10 protein-coding genes are annotated in these 19,530 nt (G+C 69.0%); 7 read left to right on the top strand and 3 right to left on the bottom strand.

Annotated features, from left to right (window positions below; genetic code table 11):
- Positions 1-84 precede the first annotated feature (84 nt).
- The 4 genes from ACX114_RS11410 to ACX114_RS11395 all read left to right on the top strand — a co-directional run bounded on the left by ACX114_RS11410 (position 85) and on the right by ACX114_RS11395 (position 14,439).
- The gene (locus ACX114_RS11410; RefSeq protein ID WP_459297515.1) at positions 85-4,164 is read left to right on the top strand and encodes a DUF3857 domain-containing protein; all 4,080 of its coding nucleotides are present in this window, start codon (positions 85-87) and stop codon (positions 4,162-4,164) included.
- Positions 4,165-4,290: 126 nt separating this feature from the next.
- Positions 4,291-12,318 (top strand): Ig-like domain-containing protein, encoded by an 8,028-nt coding sequence (locus tag ACX114_RS11405; protein WP_459297513.1) that lies wholly within the window; start codon positions 4,291-4,293, stop codon positions 12,316-12,318.
- Positions 12,319-12,329: 11 nt separating this feature from the next.
- Entirely contained in the window at positions 12,330-13,544 is a 1,215-nt protein-coding gene (locus tag ACX114_RS11400; protein WP_459297511.1) for a methyltransferase, read from the top strand.
- A 130-nt stretch (positions 13,545-13,674) separates the two neighbouring features.
- Positions 13,675-14,439 carry a hypothetical protein gene (locus ACX114_RS11395; protein ID WP_459297509.1) on the top strand — a complete coding sequence of 255 codons (765 nt, stop codon included), beginning with the start codon at positions 13,675-13,677 and terminating at the stop codon, positions 14,437-14,439.
- 29 nt (positions 14,440-14,468) lie between these two features.
- On the opposite strand, the gene ACX114_RS11390 is transcribed toward ACX114_RS11395, so the two are convergent.
- On the bottom strand, positions 14,469-14,861 hold the full coding sequence (locus ACX114_RS11390) for a RidA family protein (RefSeq protein ID WP_459297507.1): 393 nt from the start codon (positions 14,859-14,861) through the stop codon (positions 14,469-14,471).
- 14 nt (positions 14,862-14,875) lie between these two features.
- On the opposite strand from ACX114_RS11390, the gene ACX114_RS11385 reads away from it, so the two are divergent.
- On the top strand, positions 14,876-15,025 hold the full coding sequence (locus tag ACX114_RS11385; protein ID WP_459297505.1) for a hypothetical protein: 150 nt from the start codon (positions 14,876-14,878) through the stop codon (positions 15,023-15,025).
- A 19-nt stretch (positions 15,026-15,044) separates the two neighbouring features.
- Here ACX114_RS11385 and ACX114_RS11380 read toward each other — a convergent pair whose 3' ends face one another.
- Entirely contained in the window at positions 15,045-15,473 is a 429-nt protein-coding gene (locus tag ACX114_RS11380; RefSeq protein WP_459297503.1) for a DUF533 domain-containing protein, read from the bottom strand.
- A 236-nt stretch (positions 15,474-15,709) separates the two neighbouring features.
- Between ACX114_RS11380 and ACX114_RS11375 the strand changes: the two genes are divergently transcribed.
- Both ACX114_RS11375 and ACX114_RS11370 read left to right on the top strand, forming a co-directional pair.
- Positions 15,710-17,404 carry a hypothetical protein gene (locus ACX114_RS11375; protein ID WP_459297501.1) on the top strand — a complete coding sequence of 565 codons (1,695 nt, stop codon included), beginning with the start codon at positions 15,710-15,712 and terminating at the stop codon, positions 17,402-17,404.
- 117 nt (positions 17,405-17,521) lie between these two features.
- On the top strand, positions 17,522-17,941 hold the full coding sequence (locus ACX114_RS11370) for a VOC family protein (RefSeq protein ID WP_206798234.1): 420 nt from the start codon (positions 17,522-17,524) through the stop codon (positions 17,939-17,941).
- Between the two features lie 10 nt (positions 17,942-17,951).
- On the opposite strand, the gene ACX114_RS11365 is transcribed toward ACX114_RS11370, so the two are convergent.
- Positions 17,952-19,502: a hypothetical protein gene (locus tag ACX114_RS11365; protein WP_459297499.1), complete on the bottom strand. Its 1,551-nt coding sequence runs from the start codon at positions 19,500-19,502 to the stop codon at positions 17,952-17,954.
- Between the last annotated feature and the right edge of the window lie 28 nt (positions 19,503-19,530).

The following is a 19,530-nucleotide window of genomic DNA, read 5'->3' as shown; positions in this document are numbered from 1 at the left end:
TTAGCCGACGCGTATCGTCCTTCGTGAATCCCGGGGGGATGGGATGGCATGCACCGCGGCTGCTAGGCTGCGGTCCATCCTCACATGACCACCCTGCTCTTCGCCGCGGCGACGGACCCGGACGTGTCCACCGGCTCGCTCATCTGGATCGTTCTTCTTTTCTTCGGCCTCTTCAAAGGCTGGCAGGCACTCCAGGATGCCTCCACGAACCGCAAGGCGGTCTATTCGCTGATGCTCGTGGATGTCGCCGCGCTGGTGATCCTCCTCGTCCAGTTCTTCAAGGTGCTCGATTCGCCCCCGGCGGCCATCCTGGTGGGGCTGTTCACGTTCGTCGTCATGCTGCTGGGGCTGTTCCTCGCGGTCACCGGCCTCATCGAGCTCCGCGCCGACAAGGAACGGCTCCTGAAGGGACGCTCGCATGCGTGGTGGGCCGTCGCGATCTCGGCCCTCATGCTGACCGGCATGGGCATTGGCTTCGCCCGGGTCATGGCCCGCCGCAATGAAATCCCGGCGAACCTCCGGGTGGAGAAGCCCGAGGAGGGCATCCGCGACGAGGAGATGAACTTCGCCTTCCAGCATCCGGGCAAGCCGTGGACCACGCTGAACGCACCTCGGCTCAACAAGCTCGCGAAGTTCGCCATGGCTCGGGGCGGCGACGCCCAGATGTACTTCATGATCGTCCCGGAGAAGTTCGCGGACGGGGAGCTCGCGGACGAAGCGGAGGGCACCGAGCTGCTCGCGGACATCGTGAGCGCCAACCTGGAGAGCGCCACGGGCACGGTCGAGAAGCTGTCGCGCGAACCCCTTGCCGTCGGTGAGCTGAAGGGCATCCGCCTGCGCTCCCGTGCCCAGCACGCGAACATGCCGCTGACCTACGTGCACTGGGTCTACGCGCGCGGTGAGCACGCGTATCAGCTCGTGGCGTGGGGAAGCCCGAAGGCAGAGGAGGCGCTCTTCGCCGAGGCGGACCGCCTGTTCGCGCGCTTCTCCCTGGTGGATCCCCAGCGCAAGGCCGCCCCCACCGCCGCGGCCGCGAGTCCCGTGACGGCGCAGTCCACGGAGTATGGATACTCCGTCGAACTGGACGGGCGGCTCTGGACTCGGCCCACCAACCTCGCGACGGAGTTCCCCGAAGCGGACTTCGGCGCGACCGGTGACAACGCCAGCATGGTGGTCGTCCCCCTCTGGCTCTTCGGTGAGGAGCCCTCTCCGGACGCCCTCGCCCACGGCCTGCTGAGCGTCCTCGAGATCGACTCGCGCGAAGGCGCGGTCCGCAATGCCCGCGAGGTCACCACGGGCAAGCTCTCTGGACAGGCCTTCTCCTACGACTCCAAGAGTGAAGAGGGAGGGGTCGACGAGTACGAGCTGCGCGTGTTCCGCGACGGGGACATGGCGTACCTGCTCGCCGGATGGTGGACCAAGAACCAGCCCACGCTTGGCACCCGGGTCCGCTCGGCGCTGGATGCCGTCAAGCTCAACGCCCCCTCGACGGCGCCCCGCTCCGCGGCGGTGGGCAAGACCGCCGCGACCACCCACGCGAGGGTCTTCGACCAGATCGCGCGCTACTACAGCGACCGGGAGGACTTCGCCGCGGCCGCGCCCTGGTTCAAGCGCGCCTTCGAGCTGGAGCCCGGCGTGCCCATGCTGCTCATCAACGCCGCGGCCGGGTACGCCAGCTCCGAGCAGTACGCGGAGGGGCTCGCGCTCATCAATGCCCACGCGAAGCGGTTCCGGGGTGAGCCGCGGCTGGAGTCCTGGCGGGCCTACCTGCTCGTGCGCAGCGGCCGTGAGGCCGAAGGATTCCAGGCCTACGCATCCATCTTCCCCTCCCGCCTCACCAACGAGAGCCACCTGAACCGGTACCTCACGCTGCTGGAGGAGAAGGGCCGCGTCGCGCAGGCGCTCCAGGTCATCCAGAAGTACCGGAAGCGGGCCGACTCGACGGACGCCACGCTCATGCATGCGGGCCTCCTGCGGCGCAAGGGCGCCCCCGAACAGGCCGCCGCCCTCCTGCGTCAGCGGCAGAAGCGCGAGGGCTACGCGCTGGAATTGTCCGAAGCGCTGGCGAACACGTGGCTGGAGGCCAAGAAGCCGAAGCTCGCCCTCGAAGTCGCCGAGGAGATGGTGAGCAAGTCAGCGCAGTCCCCCTCGGGCTACCAGGCCCGGGCCCGCGTGGAGTACGCGCTCAAGCGCTATGCGGACGCCAAGTCGTCCCTGGAGAAGGCGCTGGAACTGGAGCCCGCTTCCACGGACACGCGCCAGTTCCTCGAGCATGTGTCCGGCATGCTGGGCCAGGGGGCGAACTCGGTGCTCAAGACACCCATCGAGGAGGTCGCGCTGCCGCCGGAATTGCTCGCGCAGAAGGGCAAGCCCGCCGAGGCCAAGGGCCACAATGGCCAGTACCACCTGCTGGCCACCGCCATCTCCTTCGTGAAGGGCAAGGAGCTGCGCACCACCGACCTGCGCCGGGTCCAGGTGCACAACGCGGCGGGCGTGGAGCGCTACAACACCTTCGAGTTCGAGCTCAACCCGCTGTCCGAGGAGATCTTCGTCAACCGGGTGGAGGTCCGGGATGAGCAGGGCCGCGTGGTGGCCAGGGGCAAGGTGGAGGACTGCTACGTCTCCGACCGGGCCTCCGCGCAGCAGGGCACCCAGCGCCGCACCCTGGTGGTGCCCGTGCCAGGGCTGAAGCCCGGGCACACCGTGGAGGTGGTGGTCACCCGGCGAGACATCACGCCACCCAAATCCATGCGCTTCTTCGAACATGACTTCTTCGCGAGCATCCCCGCGTCACGCTCCGTGCTCTACGTCCATGGCGACGTGGACGCGATGCAGTGGCGGGCCTCGCCCGGCATCAAGCCCCTCCAGGCGCCCGATGCGTTGACCTTCGTCGTCGAGCAGCCCGCCCCCTACCGCGAGGAGGGTCTGCAGCCCGACTATCAGGAGTACCTGCCCATGGCGTGGCTGGCCCCCGTCGGCACGACGTGGGAGGCCGAGGGAAGCGACTACCTGAAGTCCATCGCCGCGCAGCTCACGCCCGCGTCCGCCGTGAAGTCCCTGGCCGCCAAGGAGGCGGGGACGGCGAAGGATGAGGCGACTCGTGCCGCCGCGCTGGCCCGGTGGGTCCAGAAGAGCCTGACCTACCGAGGCATCCTCTTCGGCGCCCGGGCTCGCATTCCGCACACCGTGGATGAAATCCTCGGCAACCGCACCGGCGACTGCAAGGACCACTCCCTCCTGCTGCACCAGCTGCTGGGCGCCGCCGGAATTCCCTCGCAACTGGCGCTCGTGCGGACGGGCGGACCCATCGTCGCGGACACGCCTTCGTTGGATCAGTTCGACCACATGGTCGTCTACCTGCCGACGGTGGGCGGGGGCACCTTCGTGGATGTGACGAACAAGTCCGTCGCGCCCATGAGCAGTGGTGAGCAGGCATTGGGCGGCCGGGAGACGCTGGTGTTGGAGGCCACGAAGTCCCGGCTCGTGCGCATCCCCGAATCCTCCCCAAGCCACGTGCACGCCGAACGGCACGTCCGCCTCCAGGGAACGACACTGCACGTGAAGGAGCAGGTGACGCTGAAGGGAAGCCATGCTTCCGCCCTGCGCTACTACCTCTCCAGCGAAGAGCCCTCCGAGCGCGCGGAGCTGATGGCCTCCATGATGGGAGGCTCCCGGGCCGGCGTGAGCGTCACCACGCTGGAGGTCCCCGACCTGGAGGAGCCCGAGCGCCCGCTGACCTTGACGATCGAATACGTCGTGCGCGGCCGCTTCGCCGCCGCGGGCGGCGGCATCGTGGGGCAACTGCCCTCGCACTGGGAGCACAACTTCCTCAGCCTCCGGGAGACGGAGCGACGCGACTCGCCCCTGGAAACGAGGACGCCCCTCGTCATCGAGAGCGTGACCCACTTCGAGGTGCCCTCGGGTCAGGACATCCCGGCGCAGGACCTGGCGGAGCGCTCCGGCACCACGGACTACGCGGCGTGGAAGCTGGCGTCCCGGCTGGCCGATGGCGTGCTCACGCGGGACTTCCGCATCCAGCGGGCGAAGGGGCGCTACGAAGCCACCAGGTACCCCGCGTACAAGGACGCCATGCAGGCCGCGCTGGGGGCCCTGGAGCAACGCGTGTCGTTGCGAGGGCCCGCGTCCGCGGCCGTCCAGGAGTAGCTCCTGACGATGTGCGGTGGGCGGCGCTCAAGGCTTTGAGGCGCCGCCGTTGTCTGTCTGGACGGCGCGGCTCCGTCACTCCCGAAAATCCGCCGTCCCTCTCGCCTTCACTCCCCGAGAAGCCTCGTGCGCGCTCCCGCCTCGCCCCCGCTCCCCGCGTCCTTCCGCATCGGCTGCCTGCTGGCTTTGTCGCTGGCCCTGGCCTGCACCCGCGACGCAGCGGCTCCCGCCGCGACGGCGCCCCCGCCGGCTGCCGTCCCGGAGGCCCACGCCCCGGATTTGGAGAAGGCCCCCTTCGACGTGGGCGCCATCATCCGTCAGGTGCACTTCGCCTGGCGTCCGGAGAACGGGGCGTGGAGTGGCGGCCACTCCACGTACGCGGTCCGCTCCGGCGCGGAGGGCCTCACCCTCACGCCCTACCACCACCCCCGGAAGCCGGACGCGGCCCCCAGGCCCGGCGTGGTGACGAAGGCGCGTAAGTCCGTCTCGCCGCTCGCGGGCGCGCCCCTCACCCTGGGCACGCCCGGACTGAAACGCGGAGCGCGGCGCCTGGGCGATGCCGTTGCCCGGGAGCGCGTCGAGCAGGACGGCCACCTCGTGCTCGCTCGCGGCGACGTCACCGAGCACCTGCGCAACGCCGAGGATGGCGTGGAGCAGTCCTGGACCTTCGAGCACGCGCCCGCGGGCCTGGGCGACCTCGTCGTGGAGGTCCCCGTGAAGGGGCTCACCTACCAGGGCACCACCGGCACGGGCCTTCACTTCACCGATGCCCGCACGGGCCTGGGCTTCCGCTACGGACATGGCACCTGGGTGGACGGGCGCGGCCAGCGCACCCCGGTGGAGGCCCGCTTCGTCGAGGGCCACATTCAGCTTCGCGTCCCGGCCGGAGTGCTGGACGCCTCCGCGTATCCGGCGGTGCTCGACCCGCGCATCTCGCCCGAGTTCGGCATGGACACGCCCGTCGTTGGCCGGCAGGTCGGTGATCAGACGGGGCCGGTGGTGTCCGCCAATGGCTCGACCTGGCTCGTTGTCTGGCATGACTACGCCGCGACGACCAAGCAGGTCACCGGCACGCGTGTCTCCAGCTCGGGTCAGGTGCTGGACGTCAATGGCATCACCCTTCCCCGCGGTGACAAGGTCTCCTCCAGGCTGTCCATCGCTCCGGGAGCGAGCGACTGGCTCATCGTGTGGGAGGAGTCGACACGGGACATCTACGGCACGCGGGTGAGCCTGGGAGGACAGGTGCTGGACCCCTCTGGCATCCCCATCGCCGCGCTCCCCGGCTACCAGTACGCGCCGGCCGTCGTCTCGTCGGGCTCGGAGTACTTCGTGGTCTGGCACGAGAACAGCGGCTCGGTTTCGGTCATCTGGGGCACCCGGCTGTCCAGCGCGGGGCTGCCCGTGGGAAGCCCGGTGCGCATCAGTCCGTCGACGGGCTTCGCCACCACTCCGGACATCGCCTTCAACGGCGTGGACTACCTCGTCGTCTGGCAGGACTACACCAGCGCGCGGGCCTTCGACATCCGCGGCGCGCGCGTCGCCTCGGCGGGCACGCTGCGGGATGCGTTCCCCTTGAGTCTCTGCGCGATGGACGGCAACCAGTGGCATCCCGCTGTCGCCGCCAACAGCGGCTCGTGGCTCGTCGTCTGGGAGGACCAGCGCGCCGATTCCTTCGATGGGGACATCTACGGCACTGTCGTGTCGAACACGGGCTCGGTGAGCACCCCGAATGGGCGGGTCCTCACGTCGCTCCTCGGGAGCCAGAGCTATCCGGACGTCGTGGCCCGGGGGTACAGCTGGTTCGTCGTCTGGGAAGACGCCCGGAACGGCTATCCGGACATCTATGGAACGGGAGTGGACTGGGACGGGACACCGTCCTACCGGGGGCCCGTCGCGGTGTCCGCGCAGTATCAGTCCGAGTACCTGCCGTCGGTGGCCTCCAGCGGCGGAGACCTGCTCGTCGTCTGGCACGAGGCCCATACCAGCGGCTACGACGTGCGTGGCGCACGTGTGACGACGCAGGACGTGGTCCGGGACACCACCAGCATCCTGCTGAGCACCGCGCCCAATGATCAGTACACCCCTGCGGTGGCTCGCACCGGCACCGACTACCTCGTCGTCTGGCGGGACAACCGCGCGGGCGAGTCCGACATCTACGGCGTCCGGGTGACGAGCCAGGGCGTGGTCCTGGATCCTTCGGGCATTCCCCTGTGCACGGTGGGGGGTGAGCAGGACAACCCGACGGTCGCCTCCAACGGCACGGACTGGATGGTGGCCTGGGACGACAACCGCTACGACGCCACCGACGAAATCCTCTACGGCGTGCGCGTGTCCACGGCGGGCGTGATCCGCTCGGCCTGGAGTATCGGGACGGCATCCTGGGCCATGCGCAGGCCGGCGTTGGCCTCCGACGGCACGGACTGGTACGTCGTCTGGGAGGATGGCCGGGGCCAGCTCTCCTCCGCCTCGTGGGACATCTTCGGCGCGAAGGTGACCGCGTCGGGCACCGTCACGCCGACCTACGGCACGAACCTCACCTCGGGCAACACCGGCTCCCAGTTGGAGCCCGACATTGCCTTCAACGGCGCCGAGTACCTCGTCGCCTGGACGGACTACCGGAGCTACGTCACCAACGAGGACGACATCTACGCCGCGCACGTGTCCCGCGCGGGGGCGGTGCGCCCGGTGGGGGGCTTCGTGCTCAGCAATGCTCCGGGCAGACAGGTGGCACCGGCGGTGGCCGCCTCGGTGGGGGGCTGGCTCGTCGTCTGGCAGGACGGGCGGAACGCCTCTCAGGACATCTACGGCACGCGCGTCGCCGTCTTTGACACGGCGCTGGACCCGTCGGGGTTGGCCATCGCCACGACGTCCACCGCCCAGCGAAACCCCACCGTGGCCTCGGACGGCGTGAACTACTTCGTCGCCTGGGAGGAACAGACCTCCACCAGCAACCAGGACATCCACGGCGCGCAGGTGTCCGGCGCCACCGGGGCGCTCATCGAAGCGCCCTTCGCCATCGCCGCGTCGCCGCAGAACGAAGTGCGGCCCGCCACCGCCTCGCATGCGCCGTCCCAGTTCCTGCTGCTGTACCAGCGCACCGATCCAGCGGTCTCCTCACTGGCCGAGCGCATCCAGGCACGGCTCATCAACCTCAACCATGCGCCGGTGGCCGAGGCCCGGTCACTGACCACCGCCGAGGACGTGCCCCTCCCCGTCACCCTGGCGGCGACGGACGCGGACGGGGATGCGCTCACCTTCACCATCGTCACGCCTCCGACGCATGGCACGCTCTCCGGAACGCCGCCCGCCCTCACGTATCGGCCCTCCAACAATTTCAATGGCGCCGACAGCTTCACCTACCGCGCGACGGACTCCTCGGGCGAAAGCTCCGCGGTCGTCACCGTGTCGCTGACCATCACGCCGGTGAACGACCCGCCCACCGGAGACACGATCTACATCTCAAGCTCCGAGGACCAGCTGCTGAACATCAGGCTTCTGGGGGTCGACCCTGAAGGCGAGTCCGTCACCTTCAGCGTGCAGACCCTTCCCGAGCACGGCACGCTGACGGGGACACCTCCGGACCTGAAGTACACGCCGGTTCCGGACTACCACGGCACGGATGGCTTTACGTACGTCGTGACGGATGCCTCGGGGGCCACGTCCAAGCCCATCCAGGTGTCCATCCGCTTGTCGCCCATGAATGACTTTCCCGAGGCGTACGCGCAGAGCGCCTCGCTGGACCAGGACACGAGCGTGGACCTGGTGCTGGAAGGCTCGGATGTGGATGGGGACCCACTCACCTTCTCCATCACCCAGCAGCCCGCGCACGGCACCCTGAGCGGCACGGCTCCCAACGTGCGGTACACACCGGCTCCGGGCTACCACGGCCCGGACAGCTTCACCTTCCGGGTGCAGGATCCCCAGGCATTCCCGGCGAGCGCCACGGTGAGCCTCACCGTGAAGGCCATCAACGTGGCCCCCGTGGCCCATGCGCAATCGGCCACGCTCGGCGAGGACACGGCCCGGCCGCTCGCGCTTTCGGGGAGCGACGCGGATGGCGACGTGCTGACGTACGCCATCGCCACCGGGCCCGCGCATGGTGCCCTGAGCGGCACGCCTCCGCAGGTGACGTACACGCCCACCACGAACTTCCACGGTGAGGACAGCTTCACCTTCATCGTGAGGGACACGTCGGGCGTGGCCTCTCCGCCCGCCACCGTGGCCCTCACCGTGACGGCCGAAAACGACGCGCCCGTCGCGCAGGCACAGGCTGTGGAGACGGGGGAGGACGTGGCCCTCCTCCTCACCCTCCCGGGCTCCGACGTGGACGGGGATGCGCTCACCGTCACGGTGGCCACATTGCCGGAGCACGGCACGCTCAGCGGCACGCCGCCGGACGTGACGTACACGCCTCACGCGGACTTCCATGGTGAGGACGGCTTCACCTTCCAGGTGACGGACGCTGAGGGCACCAGCTCCATGCCCGCGCGGGTGTCGGTGACGGTGACTCCGGTGAATGACACTCCCGTGGCGCACGCGCAGAGCGCCTCGCTGGACCAGGACACGAGCGTGGACCTTGTGTTGGAAGGCTCCGACGTGGACGGAGATACGCTCACCTTCCACATCGACGAGCCTCCCGCCCACGGAACCTTGAGCGGCACGACTCCCAACGTGCGGTACACGCCGGCCCCCGGCTACCGCGGCCCGGACAGCTTCACCTTCCGGGTGCAGGATCCAGTGGGGTTCCCTGCAAGCGCTACGGTGAGCCTCACCGTGAGGGCCGTGAACATTGCCCCCGTCGCTCATGCGCAGTCAGCGACGCTGGGTGAAGACACGGCCCGGCCGCTCACACTCTCGGGGAGCGACGCGGATGGTGATGCGCTGACGTACACCATCGTCACCGGGCCCGCTCATGGCGCCCTGAGCGGCACGCCTCCGGAGGTGACGTACACGCCCACCTCGAACTTCCACGGGAGTGACAGCTTCAGATTCATCGTCAGGGATACGTCGGGCGTGGCCTCCTCGCCCGCTCTCGTGAGCCTCACCGTGACGGCCGATAACGACGCGCCCGTCGCGCAGGCGCAGGTGCTGGAGACGAAGGAGGACGTGCCGTTCTACATCACCCTCGCGGGCTCCGATGTGGACGGGGATGCGCTCACCTTCACCATCGTCACGCCTCCATCGCACGGCACTCTCTCCGGAACGCCGCCCGTCCTCACGTACCGGCCCTCCAACGACTTCAACGGCGCCGACAGCTTCACCTACCGCGCGACGGACACCTCGGGCGAGAGCTCCGAGCCCGCACGAGTGTCTGTGACCATCACGCCGGTGAACGACCCGCCCACCGGAAGTTCGCTCTACATCGGGAGCTACGAGGACCGGGTGCTGGATCTGCGGCTTCAGGCGTCCGATCCAGAAGGCGATGCCTTCACCATCCACGTGCACACCCTGCCCCAGCACGGCACGCTGACGGGGACACCTCCGGACCTGAAGTACACGCCGACTCCGAACTATCACGGCGACGACAGCTTCACGTTCATCGCGACAGATGCCTTGGGGGCCGCGTCCAAACCCACCCCGGTGTCCATCACGTTGGCGCCCATGAATGACTACCCCGTGGCGTACGCGCAGAGCGCTTCGCTGGACCAGGACACGAGCGTGGACCTGGTGTTGGAAGGCTCGGACGTGGATGGGGACTCGCTCACCTTCTCCATCACCATGCCTCCCGCGCACGGCACCCTGAGTGGCACGGCTCCCAACGTGCGGTACACGCCGGCCCCCGGCTACCGCGGCCCGGACAGCTTCACCTTCCGGGTGCAGGATCCAGTGGGGTTCCCTGCAAGCGCTACGGTGAGCCTCACCGTGAGGGCCGTGAACATTGCCCCCGTCGCTCATGCGCAGTCAGCGACGCTGGGTGAGGACACGGCCCGGCCGCTCACGCTTTCGGGGAGCGACGCGGATGGCGACGTGCTGACGTACACCATTGTCACCGGACCCGCGCATGGTGCCCTGAGCGGCACGCCTCCGGAGGTGACGTACTCGCCCACGCCGAACTTCCACGGTGAGGACAGCTTCACCTTCATCGTGAGGGATACGTCGGGCGTGGCCTCCCCGCCCGCCACCGTGGCCCTCACCGTGACGGCCGAAAACGACGCGCCTGTCGCGCAGGCACAGTCGCTGGAGACGGAGGAGGACGTGCCGCTACCCCTCACCCTCGCGGGCTCCGACGTGGACGGGGATGCGCTCACCTTCACGGTGGCCACGTTGCCAGTGCACGGCACGCTCAGCGGCACGCCGCCGGACGTGACGTACACGCCTCACACGGACTTCCATGGAGAGGACGGCTTCACCTTCCAGGTGACGGATGCCGCGGGCACCAGCTCCATGCCCGCGCGGGTGTCGGTGACGGTGACTCCGGTGAACGACGCTCCCGTGGCCCGGGCGAAGGCGGTCCCCGTGGTGGAGGACGGATGGGCGGACTTCGTGCTCGAAGGCCAGGACGCGGATGGCGAAGTGCTTGCCTTCACCGTTCGAACACAGCTACTCCATGGCGTGCTGACGGGGACACCTCCGGACCTGCGCTACACGCCCGCCGGTGACTTCCACGGTGAGGACCGCTTCACCTTCACCGTCTCGGATGCGTCAGGCGCCGAGTCCGCCGCGGCCACGGTGACCCTCACCGTCTCACCCGTGAATGACGCACCGGTGGCCCAGGCGCAGAGCGCTTCGCTGAACGAAGACACGGAGCTGGAGCTGGTGCTGCGGGGCACGGATGTGGATGGCGATACGCTCACCTTCGCCCTCTCCGTCCAGCCCGAGCACGGCACGCTCAGCGGCACGCCGCCGGACGTGACGTACACACCTGCAACCGACTTCCATGGAGAGGACAGCTTCACCTTCACCGTGACCGACGGCAGATCCACGTCCATGGCCACCGTGTCCCTCACCGTGCGCCCGGTGAATGACGCCCCCATCGCGCTCGACCAGGTGCTGCAGGTGGAGCCCGAGCCTTCCGCGCTGATACTCGCGGGCACCGACGCGGACGGCGACACGCTCACCTTCGCCATCCACACGCCGCCCGAGCACGGCACGCTGGGCGGCACTCCCCCCGAGCTGACCTTCACCCCGGCGGAGGGCTTCCGCGGCACCACGACCTTCACCTTCACCGCCTCGGACGGCCTCGCCACCTCGGCACCGGCCACGGTGACGCTGCGCGTGGGCAACAGCGCGCCCGTGGTGGCCGTCGCCCTCCAGACGCAGCGCCCCTTCGAGGGCGAGACGCTCCACTTCCAGACCACCGCCGCGGACGCCAATGGCGACGCCCTCACCTTCACGTGGGACTTCGGCGACGGCGCCTCCTCCGAGGAGGCCAGTCCGCTCCACGTCTACGCCAACGAAGGCACCTACGAAGCGGTGCTCACCGTGACGGACGGCATCGACACCGTGCGGCGGTCCTGGGTGCTGGAGGTGCGGAACGCGGCGCCGGTGCTGGTGCCGGTAGAGGCTCCTGCCCGGGCCGACGAGGGCGAGGCGCTCACCTTCCACGCCCAGGCCCGCGACAGCGGCGAACAGGACACCCTCACCTTCACGTGGGACTTCGGCGACGGAAGCGCGCCGGCCTCCGGCCCCGAGGCCCCCCACACGTACGCCGACAGCGGCCTCTACACCGTGAAGGTCACCGTGACGGACGACGCGGGCGCCTTCTCGCAGGAGGTGCGCGAGGTGCGGGTGGACAACCTGCCCCCGGTCCCCGAGCCCGTGCCCACCCAGACGCTGCGCGGTGGCGACACCGTGTCGCTCCAGTTGAAGGCCACGGACGCCGCGGGCGACCGGGACCCGCTGACCTGGAGCCTCGTGGAGGGCCCGGGCACCGTGACGCCCGAGGGCCTCTATACGTGGAAGACCGAGGCCCGCACCGGAGGCCACTTCCCCGTGCGCATCCGCGTGATGGATGACGACGAGGGCAGCGCGGAACTCGTGCTCGACCTCACCGTCCGCGCGCAGTTCCAGCCCGAGCTGCCCCCGGACAGCACCGGCTGCGGCTGCGCCTCCAGCCAGGGCGGCGCGGCCTCCTCGGTGACCCTGCTGCTCGTCGTGGCCCTGCTCGTCTCCCGCCGCCGTCCTCCCACCCACCGGAGGAGCGGCGGCGCGTAGGATGCGCGGACATGGACTTCCAGGCGCGGTTCGAGGCGCTCACGCACCAGCTCCGGCCCTGGTCTCCGCTCTGGTCCCGCTCCATCCTCCAGGGTTGGCCTGAAACCGGTGCCGCATATCCCGGGGACTGGCTGGCCCATGCCCGGTCGCTCGATGAAGCAGGCGAGCGGCGGCTGGACCAGGGGGAGCTCGTGGGCACCCCGCCTCCGTCCCTGTCCGCGCTCCTGGGCTCGCTCCAGGAACTGACGGCACTGCCCTGGCACGAGGGCATCCACCCGCTGACGGTCGCGCAGACGCAGGGACTCAGCGCCAAGAAGGCCCACGAGTTGGAGCGAGTGCTTGCCCTGCTCGCGCCCAGGACGCGCTTCATCCACCAAGCGGTCGACATCGGCGGGGGCATGGGACATCTCGCCCGCCTCTGTGCGCGGACGTTCGGGTGGACCTTCCACAGCATCGATCGGGACGCCGCGCTACAGGACAAGGGGCGGCGGTGGCTGGCGAGAGCCCCCTTCCCGGGCGGGGACACCCTGAGTTTCATCCAGGCCTCCGTCGAGGACGGGCTCCAACCCCGAATCGATCCGCTCTTCTCCGGCCGGGACCGGGCCACCATCGGGCTGCATACGTGCGGGCCGCTCGCGCTCACGCAGCTCCGCAAGAGCCAGGGGGCGGGCTTCGTCCTGAACATCGGCTGTTGCTACGACAAGCTGGAGGCCCCGCGAGACTTCCCCGTCTCCCGCTTCGCGAGCGCGCATCCGCTGCCCTTCACTCCGCATGCCCTGGCACTGACGACGCGGGGACGGCACCACAAGACGGATGAAGAGTTCGCGCGGATGAAGCAGGTGTACGCGTGGCGCTTCGCGTTCGATCTCCTGTCGAGGCAACGCTTTCCTGACCTCGGCTTCGTCAGGGCGGGAGACGCGCCCCGGGCGCTCTATGACGGCCCCTTCGCCGTCTACGCGCGCGACCGCCTGGAGCGCCTGGGCCTCGATGCGAACATGACGGATGCAGCGCTGGATGCCTTCGAGGTGTCCGTTCGCGCCGAGACGCGCGACCTCCTGCTCTGCCATCTGCTGAGGGACCGCTTCGCGCGGGCGCTGGAGGTCGTGCTCCTGCTCGATCGCGCGATCCTCCTGGAGGAACTGGGCTTCCAGGTCGAGCTCCTCCAGCTCTTCGATCCCCACCTTTCGCCGCGCAACCTCGCGCTCATCGCGTCACGGGGCGCTTGAGGCCAAGCGCCAGCCCGCGGACGCCTTGGGCCGCTTCGCCACACGCCTGGTGCCACTGACGGCACGGCGATGTCCCGTGTCCGTCAATCCCGGTACTGCTCTGGAGTCCCACTTGAACGGAGAAGAACCTGTGCGTGCGATTTCGTTCCTTGCAATCCTTCCTCGCTGGCTCGCCGTGTGCCTGGGCCTCTTCGGCGCTCAGGCCTTCGCGGGATACGCGCCCGTGCCGGACGGGTACGTCCTCCTCAGCAGCGACACCTCGAGCCGCTACCTGGTGGCGGGGGGTGCCCGGTTCTACATCCCGCCCGCGCAGCATGCCCTGTACTCCGGCGCCAACCTCGTGTCGCTGTCCCAGGCGACCATCGACTCCTACACGCAGATTCCCCAGGACGGCACGTTGATCCGCCAGAAAGGCACCTCGGAAATCTACGTCGTGGTGGGGCAGGCGTACTGGTGGATCCCGTCGCCCACGGAGCTGGCCTATTGGGATGACTGGCGGATGGTCAATGACATCCCGAACAGTGATTGGCGGGGGCCCTTCATCAACTTCTCACACAAGGTCCTGGTCCAGGAGCGCTCGACCAGCCAGGTCTACCTCTGGGTGGCTGGCGCCAAATACCCCATCACCACCACGGCGGACCTCGACTATTTCGGCGGATGGTCCAACGTGAAGGTGATTCCGCTGGGAACGCTGGCCAGCACTACGCACGAGCCGTGGTGCGGAGCGAACCTGCGTGAGCGCGCAAGCAGCACTGTGTACAACCTGGGGTACATCAACAGCAGCTCCACCACCATGAGGAAGTCCGTCACGGCTTCCCCCGCGGACAGTGAGGTCCCGGCGGGTGCGCTGACCTCCGTGCCGCTGTTCTCCGCCGGGCTCTCCTGCATCTGGTAGCGCGCGGACGCGCTGGCGTGTCTGTCGAATCAAGGCACGTAGGCGATGCAATCAATCTCCACGCGCAGGCCGGCGTCTGGAAGCGCGGACACCTGCACGGTGGTCCGCGCGGGCCGGTGCCCGGCGAAGACGCGCTCGTAGACAGCGTTCATCCGGGCGAACTCCTGCATGTCCACCAGGAAGACGCCGCAGCGCAGGACGTGCTGGAGGCTGGAGCCACCGGCCACGAGGATGCGCTCCAGGTTGCGCAGCACCTGCTCTGTCTGCGCTTCGATTCCCTCGGCCTGCACGCCGGTCGCGGGATCCCTGGCCGCCTGTCCGGAGATGAAGAGCAGTCGGTCCAGCCGCATGCCGGGAGAGTACGGGCCCGCGGGCTTGGGCAGACCCGGCGCGACGATGGGCTGATGTTGGATTGACGTCATGGGCTTCTCCTTGGATGGGCTTGCATCACCTCTCCGGAAGCAGACAGGACGGCCGGCTGGAGGTGAAGGCCGTCCGTACCGACGACGTCTGGGGCTTCAGCCGGCTGCGCGTGGTGGCGAACAACGGCGAGACAGTGGAAGTCGGTGGATACAGCCGTCACTGAAGCCCGATGACGCGCTCTCTCAGAGCAGCTTCGCCATGATGTCGCGCTCGCGCTGATCGAGCTTGATGGAGTCGAGCGTCCAGTTGATGAGCTCGTCGGCGACCGAGGCGTCGTAGCCGAAGGTGGTGGCGGCCTCCTTCACCGACGCGCGCTCCTCGGCCGCGAGCTCTCCGTCGGCGCAGGCCACCTCGACGAGCATGCGCAGCAGGGAGGCGCGCAGCTCGCGGATTTCAATCCGGGTGATGATGTCGGAGAGCCGGCCGGGCTTCTGGAACTCCGCCTCGATGAGCGCGGCGACCTGCGGGTCGCGGGGCGACAGGCCGATGTTCAGAACCACCTCGTCGAGTTGCTGACGCTCCTCCTCGGTGACGCGGCCGTCGCTCGCCGCCACGTTGGCCATGGCCTGGACGAACGCCAGCAACTGCTCCTGGGGGTACTCGCGCGACATTTCATCTCCTGGGTAGGCAGCATGCGGCTGGCGGGGACTCACGGGCAGCCCCGATGCCGGGCTTCTGGGCCACACAGGATAGTGGGCGCACATGAGGAGCGAAAACGGTTTCGGCCTGACGCGCACCCGAATGAGGAGCACGGGTCGGGGACAATCCGGGCCTGTCGCCAGGACGCGATGACGCGCAGGGACAAGCCGGCTCGCTTCTCGTCACGGAACCCGTGACAATCCGCGGCATGACCCAGCGACATCCGATTCTCTCCCTGTTGATTTTCTCCCTCGCGGTCGTACCCATCCTTTCCGCTTGTGGCTCCGATGACGGCGACACCCCGCCGGATGCGGGCACCAGGCCCGACGCAGGCCCCCCGCCCGACTCCGGGACCGAGTTCGACGCTGGCACCGAAGTGGACGCGGGCACCGAGTCCGACGCGGGCACCGAGGTAGATGCAGGCACCGAGGCCGATGCAGGCACCGAAGTAGACGCGGGCACGGAGCCCGATGCGGGCCCTGAAGTAGACGCAGGCACGGAGTCCGACGCGGGCACGGAGTCCGACGCGGGCACGGAGTCCGACGCGGGCACCGAAGTAGACGCGGGCACCGAGCCCGATGCGGGCCCTGAAGTGGACGCGGGCACCACTCCCGACGCAGGCACGGAGCCCGACGCGGGCACCACGTCCGACGCGGGCACCGAAGCGGACGCAGGCACCACCCCTGACGCGGGCACTACTCCCGACGCGGGCACCACTTCCGACGCGGGCACCACTTCCGATGCGGGCACCAGCACGGATGCAGGCACCGACCCCTTCACCACCTGCGAGGGCACGTGCAAGGACACCGCCGTCACGGTTCAGATTGACGGGAACCAGCGCGTCCTGCCCCGCGCCTTCTTCGGCTACGAGGAGCCGGCGAACGCCGGGGACCCGTGGACGCTGTGGATCGAGCTCAACAACGGGCCGACGGATGAGTGCCCGTCCGAGACTGCGCCGACCCCTCCGCAGCTCGTCAACGTCTACTCGGTGAAGGTGCCGGTGGACACGACTCCGGAGACGGGTTCCTCGGAGGAGGGGGGACCGGCCGCGACGCTGGTCGACTTCGATGGCGCGCTCCTCTCCTGGCCTCCTTTCGCTCACAGCACGAGCCTCACCTTCACGCCCGTGGCGGCCTCGCTCTGCCCCAGCTGCATCAAGGCCGGGACGCCTCCCGCGTCGCACTTCGTGGCCTTCAACGTGGACGGCACCTATGAGAACGGCGCCATCTCCGGCCACGGGTACGCGACCTACTGCTCCTCGCTCGACCGCCTCCAGACCAACGGACCGGACGCTGGCACCGAACCGGACGCGGGCACCACTCCCGACGCGGGCACCGAACCGGACGCGGGCACCACTCCCGACGCGGGCACCGAACCGGACGCTGGCACCGATCCCTTCACCACCTGCGAGGGCACGTGCCAGGACACCACCGTCACGGCCCAGATGGACGAGAACCAGGTGGCCCTGAACCACGCCTACTTCGGCTATGTGGAGCCGGCGAACGCCGCGGCCCCGTGGAAGCTGGTGTTCGAGCTCAGCAACAGCGAGACGGATGAGTGCCCGTCTGAGACAGCGTCATTCCCGCCGCAGATCGCCACTCTTGAATCGGTGATGGCACCGGTGGACACAACCCCGCAGACGGGCTCCACGGCGGGTGGACCGACATCGTACTTGTTCGACTTCGATGGCGCGCTCATGCCGGAGTATGCCGCTAGCAATACGAGTCTCATCTTCACGCCCGTGGCGGCCTCGCTCTGCCCCAGCTGCATCAAGGCCGGGACGCCTCCCGCGAAGCACTTCGTGGCCTTCGACGTGAACGTCACCTACGAGAACGGCGCCGCCGTCTCTGGCCACGGGTACGCGACCTACTGCCCCTCGATGAACACGCTCCAGAACAACTGAGCGCGGTACCGACACCCATTCCCCCGGCCCTCCGATTCGGGAAGGCCGGGGGAGCCCCGGTCAGCCCTTGAGCGAGCGTCACGTGCGCGCCCGGGAGCGCGTGCTATCCATGCCGCCATGAGCGACGAGAACCCGAGCATCCTGTCCCACGTCTCCATTGGCACGAACGACTTCGCGCGAGCCGTGGCCTTCTACGACGCGATCCTCACTCCGCTAGGCTGCCGGCGGGTGTTGGAGTTCCCGAACGCGGTGGCCTACGGCCGCCAGTTCCCGGAGTTCTGGGTCCAGGCGCCCATCGACGGGAAGCCCGCGACCGTGGGCAATGGCACGCACTTCTGCTTCATCGCCACGTCGAAGCAGGCGGTGGATGCCTTCCATCAGGCGGCGCTCAAGGCGGGAGCCACCGATGACGGCGCCCCCGGCCCGCGTCCCCTGTATGGCCCGCCCTACTACGGGTGCTTCGTGAGGGATCCGGACGGCCACAAGGTCGAAGCGAACTTCTGGGACACGTCGCTCGGCGGCCACGAAGGCGCCTGAGACGCCGGGCTCAGTGGGAAACCTGGAGGTATTCCTCCGTGCTCGGCGGGTACTCCGTCCAGAAGCGCAGGGAGCCCTGGTGCCCCATCAGCGTCTCCTGCTTGCCGGCCTGGTCCGCGTCGGAGACGAAGACCGCCAGATCCGTCCTGAGCGGTGACTGGGAGTCGCGCACGGCGGTCAGGGGCAGACGCAGGTCCACCTCGTAGCCGTACCGGGTCCGGCGCCAGCTGCCTTCCGCGCCGGAGAAGGCTTCGTCCTCCTCCTTCATCCCCGTCTCCTCCTGCTTCTGCCAGCGGCGCACCTGGAGCCCTCCACCGGGCTCCAGGAGCACGCCCAGCTTGAAGCCTCCAGAACGGTGCGACACGGTGAGCTCCAGGTGGTCCGAGTCCCGCCCGGCAGCGCCCCGGGTGGAGGGAACGACGACGTCGTCATCCACCTCGGCGTGCAGCCACAGCGCCTCTCCCACGCGCATCACCTGCCAGGCGAGCGCCAGGTCCTGCTTGTCGCGCCAGGCGTCCCTGCCCCACGGAATGTGGATCCGCGTGTACGCATGCGCCGTGGGGGCGAGCGCCCGTGCGGCCTTGATGCTGGCCGCCTGCCGCACCGGATACGGCTGGCCCCCATCCACGTGCAGCCCTTGCGTCGGGATGAACGCCATGGCGTCCGGCCGCAGGCGGGAGAAGCTCGAGCGGCTTCCCCGCGAGCCATAGGGACCGTCGCACTGAGTGAAGACATACTCGGTCCGGGTCACCTGCTCGAAGACCGCCATGCTCGTGTCGAAAGGAAGGGGACGCACCTGGCCGTTCTTCAGCACGACAGGACACACGAAGCCGTCGCAGCGCCCTTCGTCCTCTCCCGGCGGGCTGACCAGCAGCGTGCACGTGTCTCCATGACACTCATGGTGCAGGGGGACGGTGTGGTCGGCGCCGCAGACCTCGCGGGCCTTGGCGAGCGAGGCCTCGGGCACCGGGGACAGGAGCCGGGGCGACTCGGGTGGGGCCGGAGCGGGCGCGGGAGTCAGGGTCCCCCGCGCGCCCCTCCACACGAGAAGCCGCGCCGCCTTGAGGTCTGGCGTCACCTTCCTGCCATCGGGGGACAGGCGGAAGATGGTGTGGCTGACGGATGACTCATCCACCCCCGTGTCCTGAGCCGGCGCGCTCGAGTCGTAGTACTCGCCATGGAAGGGGGGGTTGAAGTCGAGCACCTGGAGCGTGCGATCCGCGATGAACCGCACGTCCTTCGTGGTCCGGCGGATGATGGAGTCCTGCCTGGCGCCAGACTCCCAGAGCACCCGGCCCTCGCGGTCGGTGATGACCAGCGCATCGTTGGCGCAATAGTCCGACGAGCAGGGCCCCAGCGCATCGTGGACATGCCACGCGCAGAACGCGCCCCGGCAATCCTTCCGGCGGACGGTTTCCCCCAGCATCGGGTCCGGGCTTTCGACTTCGACGAGGCGGCGTGGCTCGGCCTCCTCCTGCGCCAGCACGGGAGAACCCGCGCAAAGCACCGGCACCAGGGCGAGCGCCCTCCACATCCATCCACGTCGCGAGGCTTCACCCATGGGCCGGTCCTCTTGCAGCACTCATGCC

The sequence above is a fragment of the Corallococcus sp. M7 genome, assembly GCF_054512695.1.
The sequence above is the reverse complement of the archived record's forward strand: the minus strand, read 5'-3'. Positions and strand labels throughout refer to the sequence as shown.